This window comes from Reticulibacter mediterranei (genome assembly GCF_016587455.1).
In genome coordinates this window covers 2,526,911-2,544,102 of record NZ_BNJK01000002.1, presented here as the reverse complement: position 1 = coordinate 2,544,102, position 17,192 = coordinate 2,526,911, and the positions used below count along the sequence as shown (strand labels likewise).

15 protein-coding genes are annotated in these 17,192 nt (G+C 52.2%); 7 read left to right on the top strand and 8 right to left on the bottom strand.

What is annotated here, in order from left to right; all coding sequences use genetic code 11:
* Nucleotides 1–274: 274 nt before the first annotated feature.
* The gene (locus K3T83_RS50010) at nt 275–1,792 is read left to right on the top strand and encodes an acyl-CoA synthetase (RefSeq protein WP_220210621.1); all 1,518 of its coding nucleotides are present in this window, start codon (nt 275–277) and stop codon (nt 1,790–1,792) included.
* A 342-nt stretch (nt 1,793–2,134) separates the two neighbouring features.
* Here K3T83_RS50010 and K3T83_RS50005 read toward each other — a convergent pair whose 3' ends face one another.
* The 3 genes from K3T83_RS50005 to K3T83_RS49995 form a co-directional block, all read right to left on the bottom strand.
* Nucleotides 2,135–3,151, bottom strand: a complete 1,017-nt coding sequence (locus tag K3T83_RS50005) for a methyl-accepting chemotaxis protein (RefSeq protein WP_220210620.1) — start codon at nt 3,149–3,151, stop codon at nt 2,135–2,137.
* Nucleotides 3,152–3,537: 386 nt separating this feature from the next.
* Complete coding sequence (gene fxsT, locus K3T83_RS50000; RefSeq protein WP_220210619.1) at nt 3,538–6,264, bottom strand: FxSxx-COOH system tetratricopeptide repeat protein; 2,727 nt, start codon at nt 6,262–6,264, stop codon at nt 3,538–3,540.
* 464 nt (nt 6,265–6,728) lie between these two features.
* Entirely contained in the window at nt 6,729–7,112 is a 384-nt protein-coding gene (locus tag K3T83_RS49995) for a nuclear transport factor 2 family protein (RefSeq protein ID WP_220210618.1), read from the bottom strand.
* A gap of 1,107 nt (nt 7,113–8,219) precedes the next feature.
* On the opposite strand from K3T83_RS49995, the gene K3T83_RS49990 reads away from it, so the two are divergent.
* On the top strand, nt 8,220–8,501 hold the full coding sequence (locus K3T83_RS49990) for a DUF1294 domain-containing protein (protein ID WP_220210617.1): 282 nt from the start codon (nt 8,220–8,222) through the stop codon (nt 8,499–8,501).
* 75 nt (nt 8,502–8,576) lie between these two features.
* On the opposite strand, the gene K3T83_RS49985 is transcribed toward K3T83_RS49990, so the two are convergent.
* Together K3T83_RS49985 and K3T83_RS49980 are read right to left on the bottom strand one after the other, a co-directional pair.
* Nucleotides 8,577–9,293, bottom strand: coding sequence for a VC0807 family protein (locus tag K3T83_RS49985; RefSeq protein ID WP_220210616.1), 717 nt, complete (start codon nt 9,291–9,293; stop codon nt 8,577–8,579).
* Between the two features lie 50 nt (nt 9,294–9,343).
* The gene (locus tag K3T83_RS49980; RefSeq protein WP_220210615.1) at nt 9,344–10,207 is read right to left on the bottom strand and encodes an SDR family NAD(P)-dependent oxidoreductase; all 864 of its coding nucleotides are present in this window, start codon (nt 10,205–10,207) and stop codon (nt 9,344–9,346) included.
* A gap of 463 nt (nt 10,208–10,670) precedes the next feature.
* Here K3T83_RS49980 and K3T83_RS49975 point away from each other — a divergent pair, with 463 nt between their 5' ends.
* The 4 genes from K3T83_RS49975 (at nt 10,671) to K3T83_RS49960 (ending at nt 13,475) form a co-directional block, all read left to right on the top strand.
* Nucleotides 10,671–10,982: a helix-turn-helix transcriptional regulator gene (locus tag K3T83_RS49975; protein ID WP_220210614.1), complete on the top strand. Its 312-nt coding sequence runs from the start codon at nt 10,671–10,673 to the stop codon at nt 10,980–10,982.
* A gap of 39 nt (nt 10,983–11,021) precedes the next feature.
* On the top strand, nt 11,022–11,663 hold the full coding sequence (locus K3T83_RS49970) for a TetR/AcrR family transcriptional regulator (RefSeq protein WP_220210613.1): 642 nt from the start codon (nt 11,022–11,024) through the stop codon (nt 11,661–11,663).
* A gap of 108 nt (nt 11,664–11,771) precedes the next feature.
* A complete protein-coding gene (locus K3T83_RS49965) occupies nt 11,772–12,761 on the top strand; it encodes an NADPH:quinone reductase (RefSeq protein WP_220210612.1) in 990 nt (329 codons plus the stop codon).
* Nucleotides 12,762–12,845: 84 nt separating this feature from the next.
* A complete protein-coding gene (locus K3T83_RS49960; protein ID WP_220210611.1) occupies nt 12,846–13,475 on the top strand; it encodes an MBL fold metallo-hydrolase in 630 nt (209 codons plus the stop codon).
* A gap of 122 nt (nt 13,476–13,597) precedes the next feature.
* Here K3T83_RS49960 and K3T83_RS49955 read toward each other — a convergent pair whose 3' ends face one another.
* The 3 genes from K3T83_RS49955 to K3T83_RS49945 all read right to left on the bottom strand — a co-directional run bounded on the left by K3T83_RS49955 (nt 13,598) and on the right by K3T83_RS49945 (nt 16,573).
* Entirely contained in the window at nt 13,598–14,437 is an 840-nt protein-coding gene (locus K3T83_RS49955) for an LLM class F420-dependent oxidoreductase (protein WP_220210610.1), read from the bottom strand.
* Nucleotides 14,434–15,426: an NADPH:quinone oxidoreductase family protein gene (locus K3T83_RS49950; protein WP_220210609.1), complete on the bottom strand. Its 993-nt coding sequence runs from the start codon at nt 15,424–15,426 to the stop codon at nt 14,434–14,436. Before K3T83_RS49950 ends, K3T83_RS49955 begins: the two co-directional genes overlap by 4 nt.
* A gap of 220 nt (nt 15,427–15,646) precedes the next feature.
* Nucleotides 15,647–16,573 (bottom strand): zinc-binding dehydrogenase, encoded by a 927-nt coding sequence (locus tag K3T83_RS49945; RefSeq protein WP_220210608.1) that lies wholly within the window; start codon nt 16,571–16,573, stop codon nt 15,647–15,649.
* A gap of 125 nt (nt 16,574–16,698) precedes the next feature.
* Here K3T83_RS49945 and K3T83_RS49940 point away from each other — a divergent pair, with 125 nt between their 5' ends.
* Entirely contained in the window at nt 16,699–17,121 is a 423-nt protein-coding gene (locus K3T83_RS49940; protein ID WP_220210607.1) for a winged helix-turn-helix transcriptional regulator, read from the top strand.
* Nucleotides 17,122–17,192 lie beyond the last annotated feature (71 nt).

The window sequence follows — 17,192 nt, the reverse complement described above, 5'->3', positions numbered from 1 at the left end:
TTCTATTCTCTTTTAAAGACACTCTTGTTCTTGTCGTGCCATCTTCGACAGAGATTACCAGGGCTTTTGGATAAGCCGAGCCGATTGCTACGATACACATCTTTGATGTGCCATTCTACTTGACCTTTTATGTTTTTCCCCCTACTATTATAACATGACTGGTGGCTCACCTCTCATGTTATAATAGTAGGAGGAAGGGGAAACTCGAGCATGTTTTCTTCTGTGGCTGTATAGTAGGTATAGAGAACATTGTTGTTCGACAGTGAGGTGAGCTATGACGTTCATCAATCTAGGAGAATGGCCGGGGCAAAGGGAGCTTTTAACTCCTGAGAAGATCGGTCTGATCGACGGTAGGACCAGTGCTCGTTTTTCTTACCGCGCGCTTAATCTGCGTGCTCGTGCGCTCGCGGCATATCTGAAGCAGTCTTATCATATTCGCCAGAGGGAACGCGTGGCTGTGCTGGCTTTCAATGCTCCTGAGTACCTGGACGTGCTTTTCGCCTGCGCGCTCCTTGGAGCAATCCTGGTTCCGCTCAATTGGCGGCTGTCGATCCGCGAACTCAATCTTATTCTCAACGATTGTTCCCCCTCGTTGCTTTTGCACGATCTCTCCCTCAGCGAACGCGCTGGTGAGATCGCCAGTTCCCTGAGCGCCACATTGCCTCAACTACAGCTCTGTGCATTCGATGCTTTCCCCGGCGAGGATACCACGCTGGCAGCACAAGTTAGACCTTCCACAAGCAATGATGGTGAAGAGCCTGTCATCATCCTGTATACCTCGGGTACTACCGGAGTACCTAAAGGGGTAATGCTCTCGCACCGTATGATCACCTGGAATGCTATTAATACCCAGGTGAGTTGGGGATTGCGCGAGACCGATATCACCCCGACCTTCTCTCCCTTCTTCCATGCTGGCGGCCTCAATGTCCTGACCACACCGCTCTACCACCTGGGTGGCACCATTGTGCTCTTAGCTGATTCTCATCCCCAGACAATCCTACGTGCGATCGAGCGGGAACGTTGCACAGTCGTGTTCGCTGTGCCTACTGTCTTTCAGAATGTGCTGGAGCATCCCGACTTCACAACGACTGATTGTACCTCGGTGCGTTTCTGTGTGACTGGCGGCTCGCCCTGCCCCTTGACTGTGATTCAGGGCTACGCTAAACATGGGCTGGAGTTTCGTCAGGGCTATGGGCTTACCGAGGTAGGGGTGAACTGTTTTAGCCTCGCACCAGAAGATGCGGTGCGCAAGGCTGGCTCGGTTGGGCGTCCGGTTTTCCATTCACGCGCGCGTATTGTCGATGACGCAGACAATGATGTCGCGCCGGGAGAGGTAGGCGAACTGGTACTGGATGGTCCTCATGTCTGTACTGGTTACTGGCAACAGCCGAAGGCTACGGCTGAGGCCAGGCGCGGCGGCTGGTGGCACACAGGCGATCTTGTGCGCTATGATACTGAAGGCTATTATTTCATTGTTGGACGCAAAAAGGATATGTTCATCTCTGGTGGCGAGAACATCTATCCCGCCGAAGTTGAGCATATCATCGCCACCCATCCTGGTGTGCTCGAAGTCTCGGTCATTTCTCGACCCGATCCTCTCTGGGGCGAGGTCGGACTAGCTGTTGTCGTACCGCGCGTGCCAAGGAGACTCAGCGCTGAGGAGATCCTCAACTACTGCGCTGATAAACTGGCTGGCTACAAGCTTCCACGTGCTGTGTACTTCAGCGAAGCTCTCCCACGCAATGCCATGGGCAAGGTCATGAAGGTTGAACTGGCACGCCAGTTTACTTAGAGATGTTGTGTCGAGTGGTAATCTTGCCCTAGCGTGCCATCCACCCGCAATCAATAGCCTGTGCGCTGCCAGTGTCGATAGTACCATCCATCATTCATGCTCATCAGCATCCTGAATACGAGCACAAACGGGCAATCACTGTTCATAGGCGAGATGATGCTGCTCCTCGTCATGATCGTGGTGGCACATGGCTCTAGCTTCCTACTTTTTCTGGTCCGCTGGTCTTGGTTCGTCAGTATCTCTGTCGCCTACCACACCCAACATAGGAGAAATTTGTCGGGATCTTTTTGAACGCTTCATCCAGATACTCGCTTTCGTCGCCTGATGTAGATAACGTCTAACTTAGTGATCCTTGGGCTGATGGCTTTGTCTGTAAGGGATTTGCCCATGCTCGTTAGATGTCAGTTCGTCCTCTCTCCATGCATAAGGTTTGAATTTCTGCCCATCAGAACTCAGTCGCTGAATGCGTGCAATTAAGTTATTAAGCGCTTTGGCGACCTGCCAAAGGACATGATCCTGGCTCAGTGGCGCTCGTACCGTAAAATCTCCATTCGCCACGGCGACATGCGTTTGCAAAATCTGTTGAATGCCAACGTCTAGCTGGCGTTTTTGCTCCAGTTCTTTCTCGCGCAATTCTTTCTCGTGCCGTTCAAAGGTGGCAATCTCCTCGGCGCGGTCGGCCCGTTTGATTGCCAGTTCGGTACTGCGTGCCCACAAATAGAGAACGGTTACCGTAATCAGTTGGAGAGCATAGATATGAGAAAAAACTTGGAAGGGGTTTGTCTGTAAGATGTAGGTCATGACCTGATCGTGCTGCGTATAAGTAATCAATATCCATGCCTGAAGAGCAGTAATGCTAAAGATTAGAAAAAGAATATTGGCAGAAAAAAAGGAAAGGGCCAGGATATCTGGGACAATAGTGAAGTCGAGGCGATACAGATTATTGAGCGTGAGCCCGCCAGGGGTTGTGAAGAGGGAAAACGTTAACCCTACGATATCCTGAGTAAGGAGAAGGATACCCGCCAGTTGAATCCACCCTCTCCGGTTCAACAAAAGGGCGACAACACAGATAATTTCTCCTTCCAAAGGCAGCAAGATCTGTACCAGACCATGGCTACTTATCGCTTGGGGTAAAAGGGTAAGCAGATAGAGCATAAACAAGGGGACCGTCAGGGCCGCAAGGCGCGCATGCCGTATTTTTTCTCGCTGAGCGAGGCTTGCCGTCTTTGGTGGATCTAGTGGAGTGACAAGCCTGTACCACCATGACAAAAGAGGAATTTGTGAGCTTCCCCACTTGGCGTTTGTTGCTGTTTTTGCCCGGATTTTCTCATCGGAATCTGAAGTGTTGTTCTGTTCCATCAAGATACTACTCTCCCGAAAAAACTAGCTAAGACACTGATAAAGAGACCTGGTAGCTGAGCTGCTCTAAACGTCGAACCAGGCGCTTTTCTGTAGCATGTCGATTGCGTTTGGTCAAAGGAATTGGGGGCAATTCCTTGACGTTGGGAAGTCCCGTTCAACTTCTTTTCATCGCTGGTAGTGCGCTTCCAGCGCATGATGACTCCTCTCAAAATTACTTCCTCCACCAAGAAGTATAGCGACTCGCATTCCTTTCACCAAGATCATTACCGATCATCTAACCGTCATTTTTAAGAAGCAAAAGTAACATTTCATTTCTCGTTCATCCTATCAGCCTATTCTCACACCAAAGGATTGCGGTTTTCCTAGACGAGCATAGCCATGCTTCATTTCTCTTTCCTTGGAGCTGGCTGCTTTACTTTCGGTTGGCCCAACATTATCTGCACGTTCTGTAGGTTCTCGCGGGCCTCGATGGTAAGAGGGTGATTTAGTCCAAGTACAGGTTCACGAATCGTCAGCGCTTGTTGGTACAAGAAAGCTGCTTCCTGGATCTGGCCTTGCGCCTGCTGAAAGCCTGCGAAATCATGCTGGATCTCAGCCATTACAATATGCACAGGTCCGAACTTTTGCTCACAGAGTCGCGCTGCTCGCTGAAAGAAGCGTTCCGCTTCGCCTGGGTTTCCTTGAACAGCGTAGACACGAGCTAACCCGTGGAGTGGAGAGGCCATGTCGGGATGGTCCTGTTCCGGGTTCACCTGCTTCTGAAGAACATTCAACGCTCTCATATAGAACTTTTCTGCCTCTACGTACCGCTCTTGGTGAAGGAAGAGCCACGCCAAATCATTGAGAGGGTCAAATAGCGTGGGATGCTCTGAACCCAGGTGCTGCTCACCAATACGGAGCGCTCGGTGATAGAGCAATTCTGCCTCTGTATACCGTCCTTGCTTCTGGTAGGTATAGGCCAATCCGTGGAGAGAATTGATTAGCCGAGGATTCTCAGATCCCGCCTGCTGTTCATAGATGCGCTGCGCTCGTTGGTGAAGCGCCTCAGCTTGCGCATATAGCTCCTGTCTACAGTAGAGATTGGCCAGATTAGAGAGGATCATGGCCACGTGAAGGTGCTCTGGCCCCAACTGTTGTTCCCAGATATACAACACCCGCTGATATAATGGCTCCGCCTTCCCATACTTCCCCTGTTCAAAGTAAAGACTAGCCAGACCGTTGAGCGGATAGCATACTTTGGCATGCTCAGATCCCACTTGCTGTTCCCAGATATGCAACACCCGCCGATAGAGAAGTTCTGCCTCTGTATATTTCCCCCGCTGATAAGAGAGAATTGCCAGCCCTTGCAGCAAATAGGCGAGCTGACCACCTTCTTGTCCCACAAAGCGTTCATAAATAGCGTGTGCTCGTCGGTAAAGGAGTTCCGCTGCTCTATACTTGCCCTGTTCTCGATAGAGATCTCCCAGATCAGCAAGCGACGAGGAGATATGGGCATGATTCGGTTTTCTCTGCTGTTTCCATAAACGTAGCGCCGTGTAGAAGAGAGGTTTAGCCAGATGATATAAGGCCCGTTCTCTGAGATAAATACCGACTCGATCAAGCAGCTCAGCTGCCTCAGAAAACTGTAGGTGATACTGCTGGATCAGCAGCGTACACGCCTGGGCCTGTTCCAAATAGCGCTGACAGAGCGACCAGGCAGCACTATTCTCTCGTGGATCACCAGGAAACACATGGTTGACCGCCCGCACTACTCGTTCTGCCCACTGCTGCTGTAGCTTGCCTTGTAGAGCCTCTCTCTGTACTACCTGCACCAACCGATGAATACTCAACTGGCGATCCTCCGATAAACGCTTCACCAGTGAAAAGCGCAGTAACGCTTCCAGCATCTGGTTGAAGCTGACGCGATCAGAGACAGCCAGTTGCAACGCAGGGGGCCAGTAGGGAGCTCCCATGGAAAGTAATTCTTCCGGGATATGATCTGGGGAGAGGAATGCGAGTAAATGTAGCATCTCAGCCGACGCAGGACTTTGCTGTTCGATACGTTGGAACGAGAGAGACCAAGTTGCCACCACCGACTCTGGATACTGTGTTGCTTGTGTGCCACGGCGAGCAAGGAAAGCAGAACGATGCAGCTGATAGAGTTGTAGGTAATCATGTAAACTACATCCACTTTCTTCAATATAAGCGCCCGCCTGATCGAGGGCCAAGGGAAACTGCGCTAGTGCCACAACGATGTTGCCCGCCTCGTTGACCTCTTCATCTGAGGCAAGTTCCAGGCGTTGTGCCCGACGCAGCAACAGCTGGGCCCCTTCCATCAAGCTCATCGTGTCCACCTCAAGAGCAGAAGCGAACGCGCCAACCGCATTGGCTCGAGTGGTGAATAGTATGTGGCCCTTGCCCCATCGAGGAAGGTAGGGCAGAAGGAGAGACAACTCCTCAGCATTATCAAAAATGAGGAGCCAGGGTAGAGCACATTGCTCCAGCCAATTGATGACTTCAGCGGCAAGTTTGCGTTGATCGGTTTCGCCTTTTGCTAGAGAAGCAGAAAATTGGTCAGCCAGCGCCGCAAAACTGGTCAGAATAGTTTCTTCACTGGCAGCAGTAATCCAGCACGTATGAGCATAGCGTTTCTGTTCGCGGGCACGATAGGCATATTCCACCGCAATCTGCGTCTTGCCGATCCCTCCCAATCCCTTGATCGCTTGTGCCTGGCTCAAAGCAACCCGGCGGATGTTCTCTGCTTGGCTCACATCTCTGGGAGCAAATCGCTGTTCAAGCTGGCTAAGGAGGTTATCGCGCCCGGTAAAATGAGGGTTACGTCTGTAGGGAATGTTCCAGAGTACCACCTCTTTGCAAAGAACCCCTCCCGCTACTGCGACACCTGTGGACTCACTATGTGGCGGAGAGAGGATCTCTTCCACCAGCCCTAACTCCTGGACAGAGAGGCGAAAGAGCTCACAGAGCTTGGCACGATAATAGGCGCTAGGCTGATGGGTTCCTCGTTCCCAGCGTTGGACAGTGACCAGGGAGGTTTGTAGCTGATCGGCCAGATCTTGCTGTCGCCAGTTGCGCAGGATACGCTGCTGACGTAAACGCTCATTTCTTGGCATACGATCTCTCAGTAATCGTCCTATCTAGCAGATAAGATAGGCAAAAAAACAGTTTCCTCCCTCAGAAGAGGCCACTTACATCGCCTCTTCTTTATCCGCAAGACGGTGGCGAGAGAAAATCAGTACATTCTTCTAAAGAATCAACGTCAGCAGCGGCGCATTTTTTCCAAAGAAGGAGAAGATGGCCATCACAGAGGAAGACAGGTGCTAATTTAGCAAGTATGAGCTTACTGGATTCTTGTTCTCAGCTCTAACTGGCAGATGAGTTAACCAACATTCATGCCTCCATCTTTCCGGGTCACGTCCACTCTCTTGACTCAGTTTGAAAAGAGAAACCAAGCTTGTTGCACTGTTTTACCGAAGTTGTGTATGACCCGACTGGCACGCTTCAAAACGTGCTCATATTTAGGCGCTTGTGTTGGGTATGCATTCAGTTGGAAACATGCCCAACCAGGAGAGGTGTTTCATTGCTCCTGGTGTTCGACCCACTGATCTCGCCAAGCAGGTGGCTCGAACGGATCGGCAAAGTACTGCGTCTCGCGGGCAACCTTGCCATCGCGAAACTCCATAATGCTGACTGTTTGAGTTGGCTGCTCGTTATAGCTGAGTATGTACTCGGTGATCCAGAGATCGCCGCTCCCAAGGACGCGCCGGATGGTGAAACCCAGTTTCGCCGGGTGGTGTCCGCGCAGGGCTTGAATGTTGTGGCGACCGCGGATGCGCTCACCCGACTGAGGATACTCGACCAGGACGTCGTCGTGATAGATCTCGTGTTCCGCTTCAATATCACCAGCAGCAGAGGCAGCCCAGTGCCGATCCAAGGCTGTCCGAATTTCCTGGTTTTCCATTGTTTCTCCCCCTTTGACTCGTACAGAGCAACATTCATCTCATGTGGAGATACCAAAGTGTCAGGTTCGTATGAAGACCAGAGATACGTATCGACCTACTTTTCGTTCAACGACCGTTCCACAGAGGCACAGGTGAGTAACTTTGAGTCGTCATATGTATTAGCTATGGACTGAGCCTGATTCCTCTTTGCAGACGAGGCATTAACTTCTTGTCCATTCTGTGAATACCTCAATGATCGACGCCGTTTCCGCTTTTCGGATCTCCGTCATCCGCAATTCGCTGGGAAGAGAGAGACGTGCTAGCCCTTTCATCGTCAGCGCCTCGAGAACACTCGTTTCTTTCACGAGAAGTATATCATTCCATCTCTCTCTGTCAAAGGTGAGCAAGCCCTGGTTCACCAAAGCTGCGTATGAGCCAACATAGTTCGTTCTCCCGCTTCTTCGCTGATATGAAAAGCGGTAAGCTGAGAACTGAAACAGGATTTTATAGTAAATCCTTGTGCTTGTACCTAAGATGGCAACTGCTAGTACTGTTTAAATAATGTCTTTCCTATCTTCTGCAACACTGACATATTTTTATGGAAAGATACGAAATACTTCTCACTCAAATTTATCTTTTCAGTTCGTTAAGCTCTTGCGTGTCTAGCGGCGACTGACTATAATACCTGTGGCTTGTTAGAACTGAAAGGAGCTATAGGTTAACCACTGCCGCACGCCGCGCCCTCGACCACCTGATGCTATCCAGCACGCAATGACAGCGGGGGCAAGCTCGCGCTCTCCACGGGCACACAGATAGTTCTGGCTCCCATTAGGGCGCTGAGCATGGCCGTCTCCACATAAGCGCTTGCAACGCCCGCATGAGGAGGGGAAGGAGCATGCAGTTCCACTGTCCGTGCTTCGCGCTTCCAGTGAACTCCACAGTCCATCACCCCGAGCGGCAACGCCTCAGGCCGCGCTCATTTCAGGGATATGCTCTCCCTGCGAGCGCACATACCCACGAGAGGCAGGATTTCCCGACCTTTCCAAACTCACTAAAATGTTCTATCATAGTGAGAGACAAGCACAGCTGATTTTGCTTGTCTCGTAGGAAAAGAGACGAGGGCACACGTGAATTTACTTCTTGGGTACTTGCTTGTACTCAACATCCTGACGTTTGTCGTCTATGGCCTTGATAAGCGTTCAGCCATACATGGAGGACAACGCGTTCCAGAGAACGTCTTATTATTCCTCGCCTTTGTTGGTGGCACCCCTGCCGCCTATGCGGCACGTCACTCCTTTCGGCATAAGACGATCAAACGCCCCTTCATCACCAGGTTGCGGCTGATCCTCCTCCTTCAACTAGGCATTGTGCTGCTCTCTCTGCTGTTCGCTTTCCGTGGACAGACCTAGCGTTCATCTGCTTGCCAAAAAGATCTACATGGTTCCTTTTCGAGATAGTCTTATTTTTTCGCTGAACGTAAAACTTCACTGAAGCAAACGAGCCTGTGGCTCCTCTTTCTGCATGCGCTGCTTGCGCAGACGCGCGCCTAAACGGAAGGTCAGCACGCTGGCAAGAATGGTGAGTATATAGAAGATGATGGATGAAATCACCAACACCTGAGAGATGGAAAACGTGTACACCATCACCAGGCGAATGAGGAATTCGATCGTGTAGAAAACGCCCCACAGGATCGTGACCGTGCGGATATAGCCCCGGAAGGAGGCAAATTTCCAGGCGGTATCATATGCCACCATTTGCTCGTGATCGTTGCCCACCGTAAAGTAGCGGATGATATAGAACCAGATCGGCTTTGGAAACAGCAGCGAGATCAGACAGATGATCCCGAAGAGCACCGTCAGAAACGACTCGCGAATCAGGAAGAGCTTGGCATCACCCGTCATGAAGCTCAGTCCGATCGAAAGCACAATGGTAATCAGTGTGAAGGCTCCCAGCACATCGACGCTGCGCTGCCGGATCAGGGTGATGATTGTCCCAATCAGAGCTGGCACTGCCGAGAGCACCAGTGCGGTCTCGTCGGAGGCCGAAGTATAATGCTTCACCAGTTGGTAGACAACGATAACGCACACGCCATTGAGCAAAATGCTGGGCCACAGGCCAATGATCAAGCTCATCAGCGACGGAGACTTCAACGACTGAGCCAGCTTGGCATCGTTTACAGAAGGGTTGTATGTTTCTGGCATGATGTTTTTTCCTTTTTTGTGTTTCTCGCATGAGCCAGCTTACCTGTATTTTATTTTGGCAAAAGCAGGGTAGGATTGCGCGGCGTCAGGATATCCTCCATCCGGGAGGCAATGCCTCCTTTGAATTCGGGCGGATAGATATAAAAGCGTTCCTCGCCAATGGCAGCAAAGGTCATGTCGGCGAGTTGTTGGGGCGACATCCCCTCGCGGATGGCCTGCTGAAGCCGTTGTCCACCCTCCTGCTCTTCCCGCGACACCTGCTGTTCGCTTGCGGCGTGCGCATCTGGCGCGTTCTGCAGACGTGCTGGGCGGTTGCGTTCCGCGTCCTGAATGCGGGTCTTCACGAAGCCGGGGCAGAGGATCGAGACTCCAATGCTGGCATCGCGAAGAGCCAGTTCATGATAGAGTGTTTCTGTCAGACTCACGACCGCGTGTTTGCTCGCCATGTACACGCTCAAGCCCGGGCTAGAGGTGAGACCCGCCATTGACGCGGTATTGACAATGTAGCCCTCGGCTCCGCTCTTCAGCATACGCGGCACAAAGGAACGAATGCCATGAATGACCCCGTAGAGATTGACCCCCAGGACCCATTCCCAATCGGCCAGAGAGCTTTCCCAGGCGGTCTTGCCTGCTCCGACCCCCGCGTTGTTGAACAAGAGGTGTACCGCCGAATAGGTCTCGAAAGCGATCTCGGCGAGTCGTTCCACTGCGGCGGCCTGCGACACGTCAGTCTGCACAGCGAGGGTTTCGGCACCCAAAACGGCGAGGTCCCGGCTAGTTTGCCGAAGCGCTTGCTCTTCGACATCAGCCAGGACGACCTTCATGCCCTCCTGGACGCAACGCTCGGCCAGAGCACGCCCGATGCCGCTGGCCGCACCGGTGACAACAGCAACTTTTCCCTGAAAGGTCTTCATATGATATTCCTCTTTATTCCTTCTGCTTCTGTTTCTCTGCCTTCGGTTCAGTCATTTGGCGAACTCGATGGGTGAAGTATAGCCGACAAAAACCGGTGAACGCCTGTCCTATCAGTCACGAATCACAGACCTATTTCTGGCGACTCTCTGTTATGACCCGCGTCATAGATTGAGCAGGCCTATGACTGCAAACACTACCAGAAATTTACACAAGGATTGACAAGCCGCCGCAAAACCTGGTAGATCATACCCGGCCCGATGATGGGAGCCAGGATAAGCATGATTAGAGCACGACCTCTCATACATGTGTTCTCCTCAAAAATAGTGCAGTGCATAGAAGAAGTATCTCTTCTATAATAAGATAAGGCCATCACAATTGAGCTGTGACAAACGGTGATATTTGCTGGCCTTTCCTGTTTTTGGGGAGACTGAGCATTTTTTGAAGAGGAGAAACGTCCATGCTATGGCTGTTTCATCGTTCAGTGATCTTCCTAAGACGCTGCGCCTGCGTGCACACATGAGCCAGCGGGGTCTGGCGGAAAAGATAGGCGTCCACCGCAATACGATCTGGTCCTGGGAACAGGGCAACTATCTTCCCGATAGCAAAGCGTTTATCATCGCACCTTCATTCTTGCAACCCAACCGCGAAGCGCAGATTGCTGCTTGGGAAGGCGAGGGCTGCGGTCTGCACTTCGCGGTTGGGTTAGATCATAGCCTGTATGCCAGGAGCAGGCGGCAAGCGGTTTTTCTGGTAAAGCAAGCCAGAGCATACTGATCTTGACAAAAGAAGAGGGAAGCAGCTATACTTTGCCATATGGAAACAATGTTACCAGAACAAAACAATATTGCCACACATCAAGAGGTTCGGGCCTATGGACGCGAACTGCTGCGGCGCAACGTCATCGAGGCCGCCAGTCGGCTTTTGCGTGAAGAAGGGCCAGAGGCGCTCACCGTTCGGCACGTGGCACAAACGCTGGATTGCTCGACGAAGATCATCTATACCATGTTCAAAGGGAAAGATGGTTTGGCGGACGCACTCTATCTGGAAGGATGCGCGGGTCTGGCTCACACCATCGCACAGGTGCCGAAAGCCGCAACTCCAACTGCCTATCTGCGCGCGGTTGCCTGGGCGTACTGGACTTTTGCTCTGGCTCGCCCCAGCTTCTATCTTGTGATGTTTTGTGGGGCCATTCCCCATTATCAGCCCAGCGCTACCAGCCTCCATACCACTGCAACCGCCTTTGAGGTTGTCATCGAGACGCTCCAGCGCTATCAGCAAGAACAGGCCCTATCAGCAAACGATAATCTAGCTCTATTGACGCGAACGTTCTGGGCTACACTGCATGGCGTGGTGAGCCTCCACCTGTTGGGACATTTCAGCAGCGAAGAGGAGGCTAAAACGGTCTTTGAACGCGCGCTTGAAGCCATGATTCCGTCTCTGTTCCCACGGCCATAGGTCGTTTGCCTTCGCAAAAATGAGGAACAGCAGGTTTGTTTTTTGTCGCGGTAACAATGTTTCCCAATGGTATTCTTGTTTCTTCTAGTATCAGAAGGAGAATCGAACATGTATGCAGCATGGTATGAGCAGCAAGGGCCAGCCGAGGAGGTCTTGCACGTAGGAGAAATGGAGATGCCAGTTCCCGGACCGGGAGAAGTCCTGGTTCGGGTGCGCATCTCCGGGATCACGCCTTCCGATGCAAAACGTCGGCGCGCGTACAGGGGACAACCTATGGGGTTCGCTCGGATTATCCCACATAGCGATGGCTCTGGAGTCATCGCAGCGGTAGGCAGCGAGGTCGCTTCGTCACGCGTGGGAGAGCGCGTCTGGCTCTGGAATGCTCAGTTCGGGCGTCCCTTTGGAACCGCAGCCGAGTATGTTGTCCTCCCAGCAGCTCAGGCCGTCCCTCTCCCCGATCATGTCGACTTCGAGATCGGAGCTTGTTTGGGGATTCCCGCACTGACGGCTCACCGCGCTCTCTTCGCAGACGGCCCGATTCGTGGGCAAACGATACTCATCGCGGGAGGTGCTGGTACGGTTGGTCATGCGGCGATCCAGCTGGCAAAATGGGCTGGGGCGACGGTCATCTCGACGGTAAGCTCCGCCGAGAAAGGCGAGGTCGCACTTGCGGCAGGGGCGGACGTGGTACTGAACTATCAGCGAGAAGACGTAGCGGCGCGTATTGGCGAGATCACACGTGGACAAGGCGTTGATCGCATCGTGGAGGTCGCTCTCGGACCCAACATGCAACTTGATACCCGCACCATCAAGCCCAATGGCGTCATTGCCGCCTACGATTCTGAAAGCGAGGCATTTCCTCCATTGCCGTTTTTTGAACTGATGGTCCGTAACATCACGCTCCATCTCATCCTGGTCTATACCATGTCAGCTACGGCGCACGAACAGGCCATTGCGGGCGTCTCCGCTGCCCTGGAAGCTGGAGCCCTGCGCCCGCTCATCGGTGCCCGCTTCCCATTAGAGGAAATCGTTCAGGCCCATCAGACAATCGAGCATCATCAACATATTGGTAACGTCATACTTGATATTGCAGGATAGAAAGCTTAAATAGCATTTAGAGGAAAAATTTGAAAAACTGTTATCTACCTTTTCACAGAGATGAGGTACAGGAGGGAGCAATCTATGGAGATCACTAAAGATATTCACTTATTGGACGGAACGAAAGGGAGCTATGTTTATCTGATTCTGGGAGACGAGCCTGTTTTGATTGATACCTGTCTGCCAGGGCGCACACAAACTATTTTGGACGCAATGAAGCGTCTCGGCCTTCAACCAACCGATCTGGCTCATATTCTCCTGACCCACTATGATGTCGATCATATCGGCAATGCACACGCCTTGCGCGAAGCATCGGGAGCAAAGCTCTGGGCATCGCAGGAGGACCAGCCATATATTATGGGGAAACAAAATCCTCCGGGCATCAGGCGAATCCTGCAAACTATCTACCGCGTCGATGCTCCTCAGATCGACGAGACCTACCAGCCAAGCCAAACAATCGCAGGGATAGAGGTCATTCCTACCCCGGGACATACACTCGGTCATGTCTCATTTCGCTTTCATGACATTCTGTTTAGTGGAGATCTTGTCAAGAGCCGGAGAGGGAAATTGCAGCCTCAGCCAGCCATCGCTACCTGGGATAAAGCAGCATTGACGCGCTCCCTCAGCGCAGTTGGGCGATTTTCGTTTACCTGGGTCTGTCCAGCTCATGGCGAGCCAGTGAAGCGCGGGAATCTCTGGGAAGCGCTGGCTTGACATCGAAAACCACCAATAATAAAAGCCGCTGAGGCTGATAAGCTTCAGCGGCCGAAAGCTTTTTGGAGTGCAGAACCGCTTCAACACATGAGTAATACAGCTATATGCATGAAATCTTCTCTTTATGCCTGCCTGATGATAGTTTCTCCTATGTGGGTAATATATGCTTCCAATTGGGATACATCCAGATGAGTTGGGGGCATGAGAATGAGCCTATGGACACCTAGATCGGCAAACTGCTGAACGATAGCTTTTGTGAGAGGGATGCTTGGCGTTACGCTAATCTCCAACTCGCCGAGGCTCAACGGGCGCTCATACTGCTTGAGAGCTTTTTGCAGCGCGGCCATGCAACGAGCGGTATAGGAGAGGTCCAGCGCAAAACCATACCAGCCCGTCCCTTGCAGTACGGCGCGGCGATAGGCAGCAGGCGTGTGTCCTCCAATGACGATAGGAATATTGCGCTGCGGATGTGTCTGCACCCCTTCAAAGGAGACAAACTGACCGTGATACGCAGGCTTCTGTTGCGTCCAGATGGCACGCATAGCGTCCAGGTATTCATCGGTACGCGCACCTCGCTCTGCAAACGGAACCCCGATAGCACGCATCTCAGATTCCACATATCCGACGCCAACGCCACAGAGCAAACGTCCCCCTGAGAGTTCATCAAGGCTGGCAAGCTCTTTCGCCAGGACGAGCGGGTTGCGCTGTGGCAGAATGATGATGCCTGTCCCCAGGAGCACCCGTTGGGTGTGGGCTGCCAGATAGGTCAGCATCACTACCGGATCAAGGATACGTTCTTCGGGAGCCATACGCGACTCAGGGGTTCGTGGATCAGGCAGCACCACATGCTCACCTGCCCATAACGACTCAAACCCGGTTGCTTCAGCCAGTTGGGCAATACGCACAGCGCGTTCTGGAAAACTGCACGCATAGGCATTCATGGAAAATAGTCCAAATTTCATACGAAACGCTCCTCTTCTTGCCAGTGCCTGGTCGTCAGCACGACTTTTTCACGTATCTGGTGAGCGGCTACCTGTTGCAGAATGCTCCCGCCTTCTTCCAGGGGATAGACCTGAGGCTGTCGTGGCGCGAGTTTTCCTTCTTCATACCAGCCAAGAAGTTCAATGAGTGCCTGTTGTACAGTCTTGATGTCGCGTGTAATATAGGCCGCTAGATCTTCTCCGATGATGGCTCCATTTTTGAGGAGAATTTGCGCGAGACTAATCTGGGGGATCTGTCCACTCGCAAAACCCACGGTAAGGAAGCGACCTTCCCAGGCGAGAGCAGACCAGGAAGCCTCGAAGAGATCTCCCCCCACCAGATCCAGGATCATATCAACCCCTCGCCCGTCTGTGAATTCGAGAAGACGTTGTGCTAGTGCTCCATGTTGATAGTTAATACTAACATCGGGCCGTCCTTGCACTAACTCCAAACGCCCGGTAATAGCAATAACCCTGGCACCAAGCAGCTTGCCAATCTCAAGTGCCGCTCCACCAACACTACCAGTGGCCCCATGAACAGCCAGTGTTTCTCCTTTCTGGAGACATCCGCGTCGTCGCAGAGAAAGATAGGCGGTCAGATAGGCAACCGGAAAGGCTGCTCCGGTCAGCATAGTCATTGTGTCCGGCAAGTGAGCGACGTTCGTGGCAGGGACGACAATTTCCTCTGCATAGGCTCCATAGCAGGTGATAGCAAGCACACGGTCTCCCAACTGGAACATCTGGACCTCAGTTCCACATTCGACGATGATTCCGCTCAGCTCAAAACCTGGACTGAACGGAAACGGGGTAGCGATTTGAAATTGTCCAAGAACTTGCAGGCCATCGGCCCCATTCACGCCGATGGCCTGGACGGCGATGCGCACGTCCCCTGGTTCTAAAACAGGAGACGGCATCTCCTCGTAGACGAGTTGTCGTGGGTTGCCATACTCTTTACAGAGAAGTGCTTTCATTGTATTTCATCTGTCCTTTCTCATATATCGTGAGTGTCTCATTCATTGCTCATGAAGAAGCAAAGGCATCTTCTCCTTCGGCTCCTTGATGCTGGTATACTTCAACTCATTGGCCAATAAGAGTATAGAGAAAGAATATACAGATGCACAAGTACGCACAAAGATGTGCTATAGTATCAAAAACGATACTAACGATACTACAGGAGACAAAAGTGCCGCTTCAAAAACTCACATGGAAGACGGCTTTTCCCTGGATTTGTCGATCTTGCAGAGCTGTAAGTGCAGGGATGAATTCGTGCCAACTGGTTTCTAATCCAATCGGTGCCCTCAGTTTTCCAGCTTCAACAAGCGTCACCAGGGTGGCGAGATCAGCACTCAAGGTGGTGGTTGTGTCTGGATGGTATGAGAAGAACGTTTGCAGGCGTATGCCTTCGTGCCCGAATAAATGATAGAGGCTGAAAGGCGTCTCCTCCCCTGACGAGTTGCCGAAAACAACAATCGTCCCATGAGGGGTTATTAGTTGAAGCGCACTGGTTAACGAAGCTCCTCCTACTGATTCTAAGATCACGTCAAAGAGACCCTGTGCTCGTTCTATCTGCGTGATCACCTCACTTGCTCCAAGCTCACGCAGCCCCTCTGCCCGCTCAGGGCGACCAACCACCCCCGTGACTTCTGCACCAGCTAAGGCCGCTAGTTGAACGGCGAAACGGCCAACGCCGCCTGCGGCTCCTGTAATCAAGATGCGCTTGCCCAGCAGCATGTCACCGAAGCGCAGGATGCGTAAAGCTGCGTGACCGGCCATTGGGAGAGCTGCGGCCTGGGCGAAGTTGACATGTTCCGGCAAGACGGCGAGGCGGTCTGTCGCAAGAGCAACACGTTGTGCCCACCCTCCTTGTTCAGCAAGCCCCACAACGTGTGTCCCAGTTTCCGGGCCACTGCCATCGGCGGCACGCTTCACCACGATACCCGCAATGTCCTGACCAGGTTGCCATCCTTCCGGGCGCCTGGCAAGCAAAGCCAGTTCTCCCCGGTTCAACGAAAAAGCCCGGACCTCCACAATAGCCTCATCGTCGGCAACCTGCGGTTCAGCTACCTCACGTAGCTCGATGGGGGTCTCATTTCTGGGCGTATTGACAATAGCAAGCATAACTCTCTCCTTCATGGAAGACTAGAATGTGTCACGGTGCTCACCTGTTGCGCCGTGTCTGCACATACTATAGCCAAGAAACTTCTCTCTTGTAAGAAGGCACGAAAAAGTGCTATAGTAACGAAATGGAAACTATAAAGAAGCAAGCATCACCAAAGATCTCTTTTTCAACCTGTACCACGCGAGAAGTCCTCAAACTAATCGGCGATCAGTGGACAGCATTAGTCATCTATGCCCTGGAGAGTGGCACCAAACGCTTTAGCCAGTTGTGCTCCCAGATTGATGGCATCTCAAGAAAAATGTTGACGCAAACGCTACGTGATCTGGAGTATAATGGGCTGGTCCAGCGCGTTGTTTATCCCGTGATTCCACCTCATGTAGAATATTCCCTCACTCCATTAGGCAGGACGTTGATCGAACCGATTGGAGTTTTACGTCAGTGGGCACAAGAGCATTTGAATGAAGTGGAGCAGGCTCGTACTGAGCAGGAGCAGACGCAGCGTATTTCTGTTCAGGAGCAGGTCGCCTCAATTGTGCAACAGAGATAGAAAGGGCCACTTCGACACCCGACGCTAACGAACTGTTCACGTGCCGTTAACCAGGCATCTGCTCGCTTGCT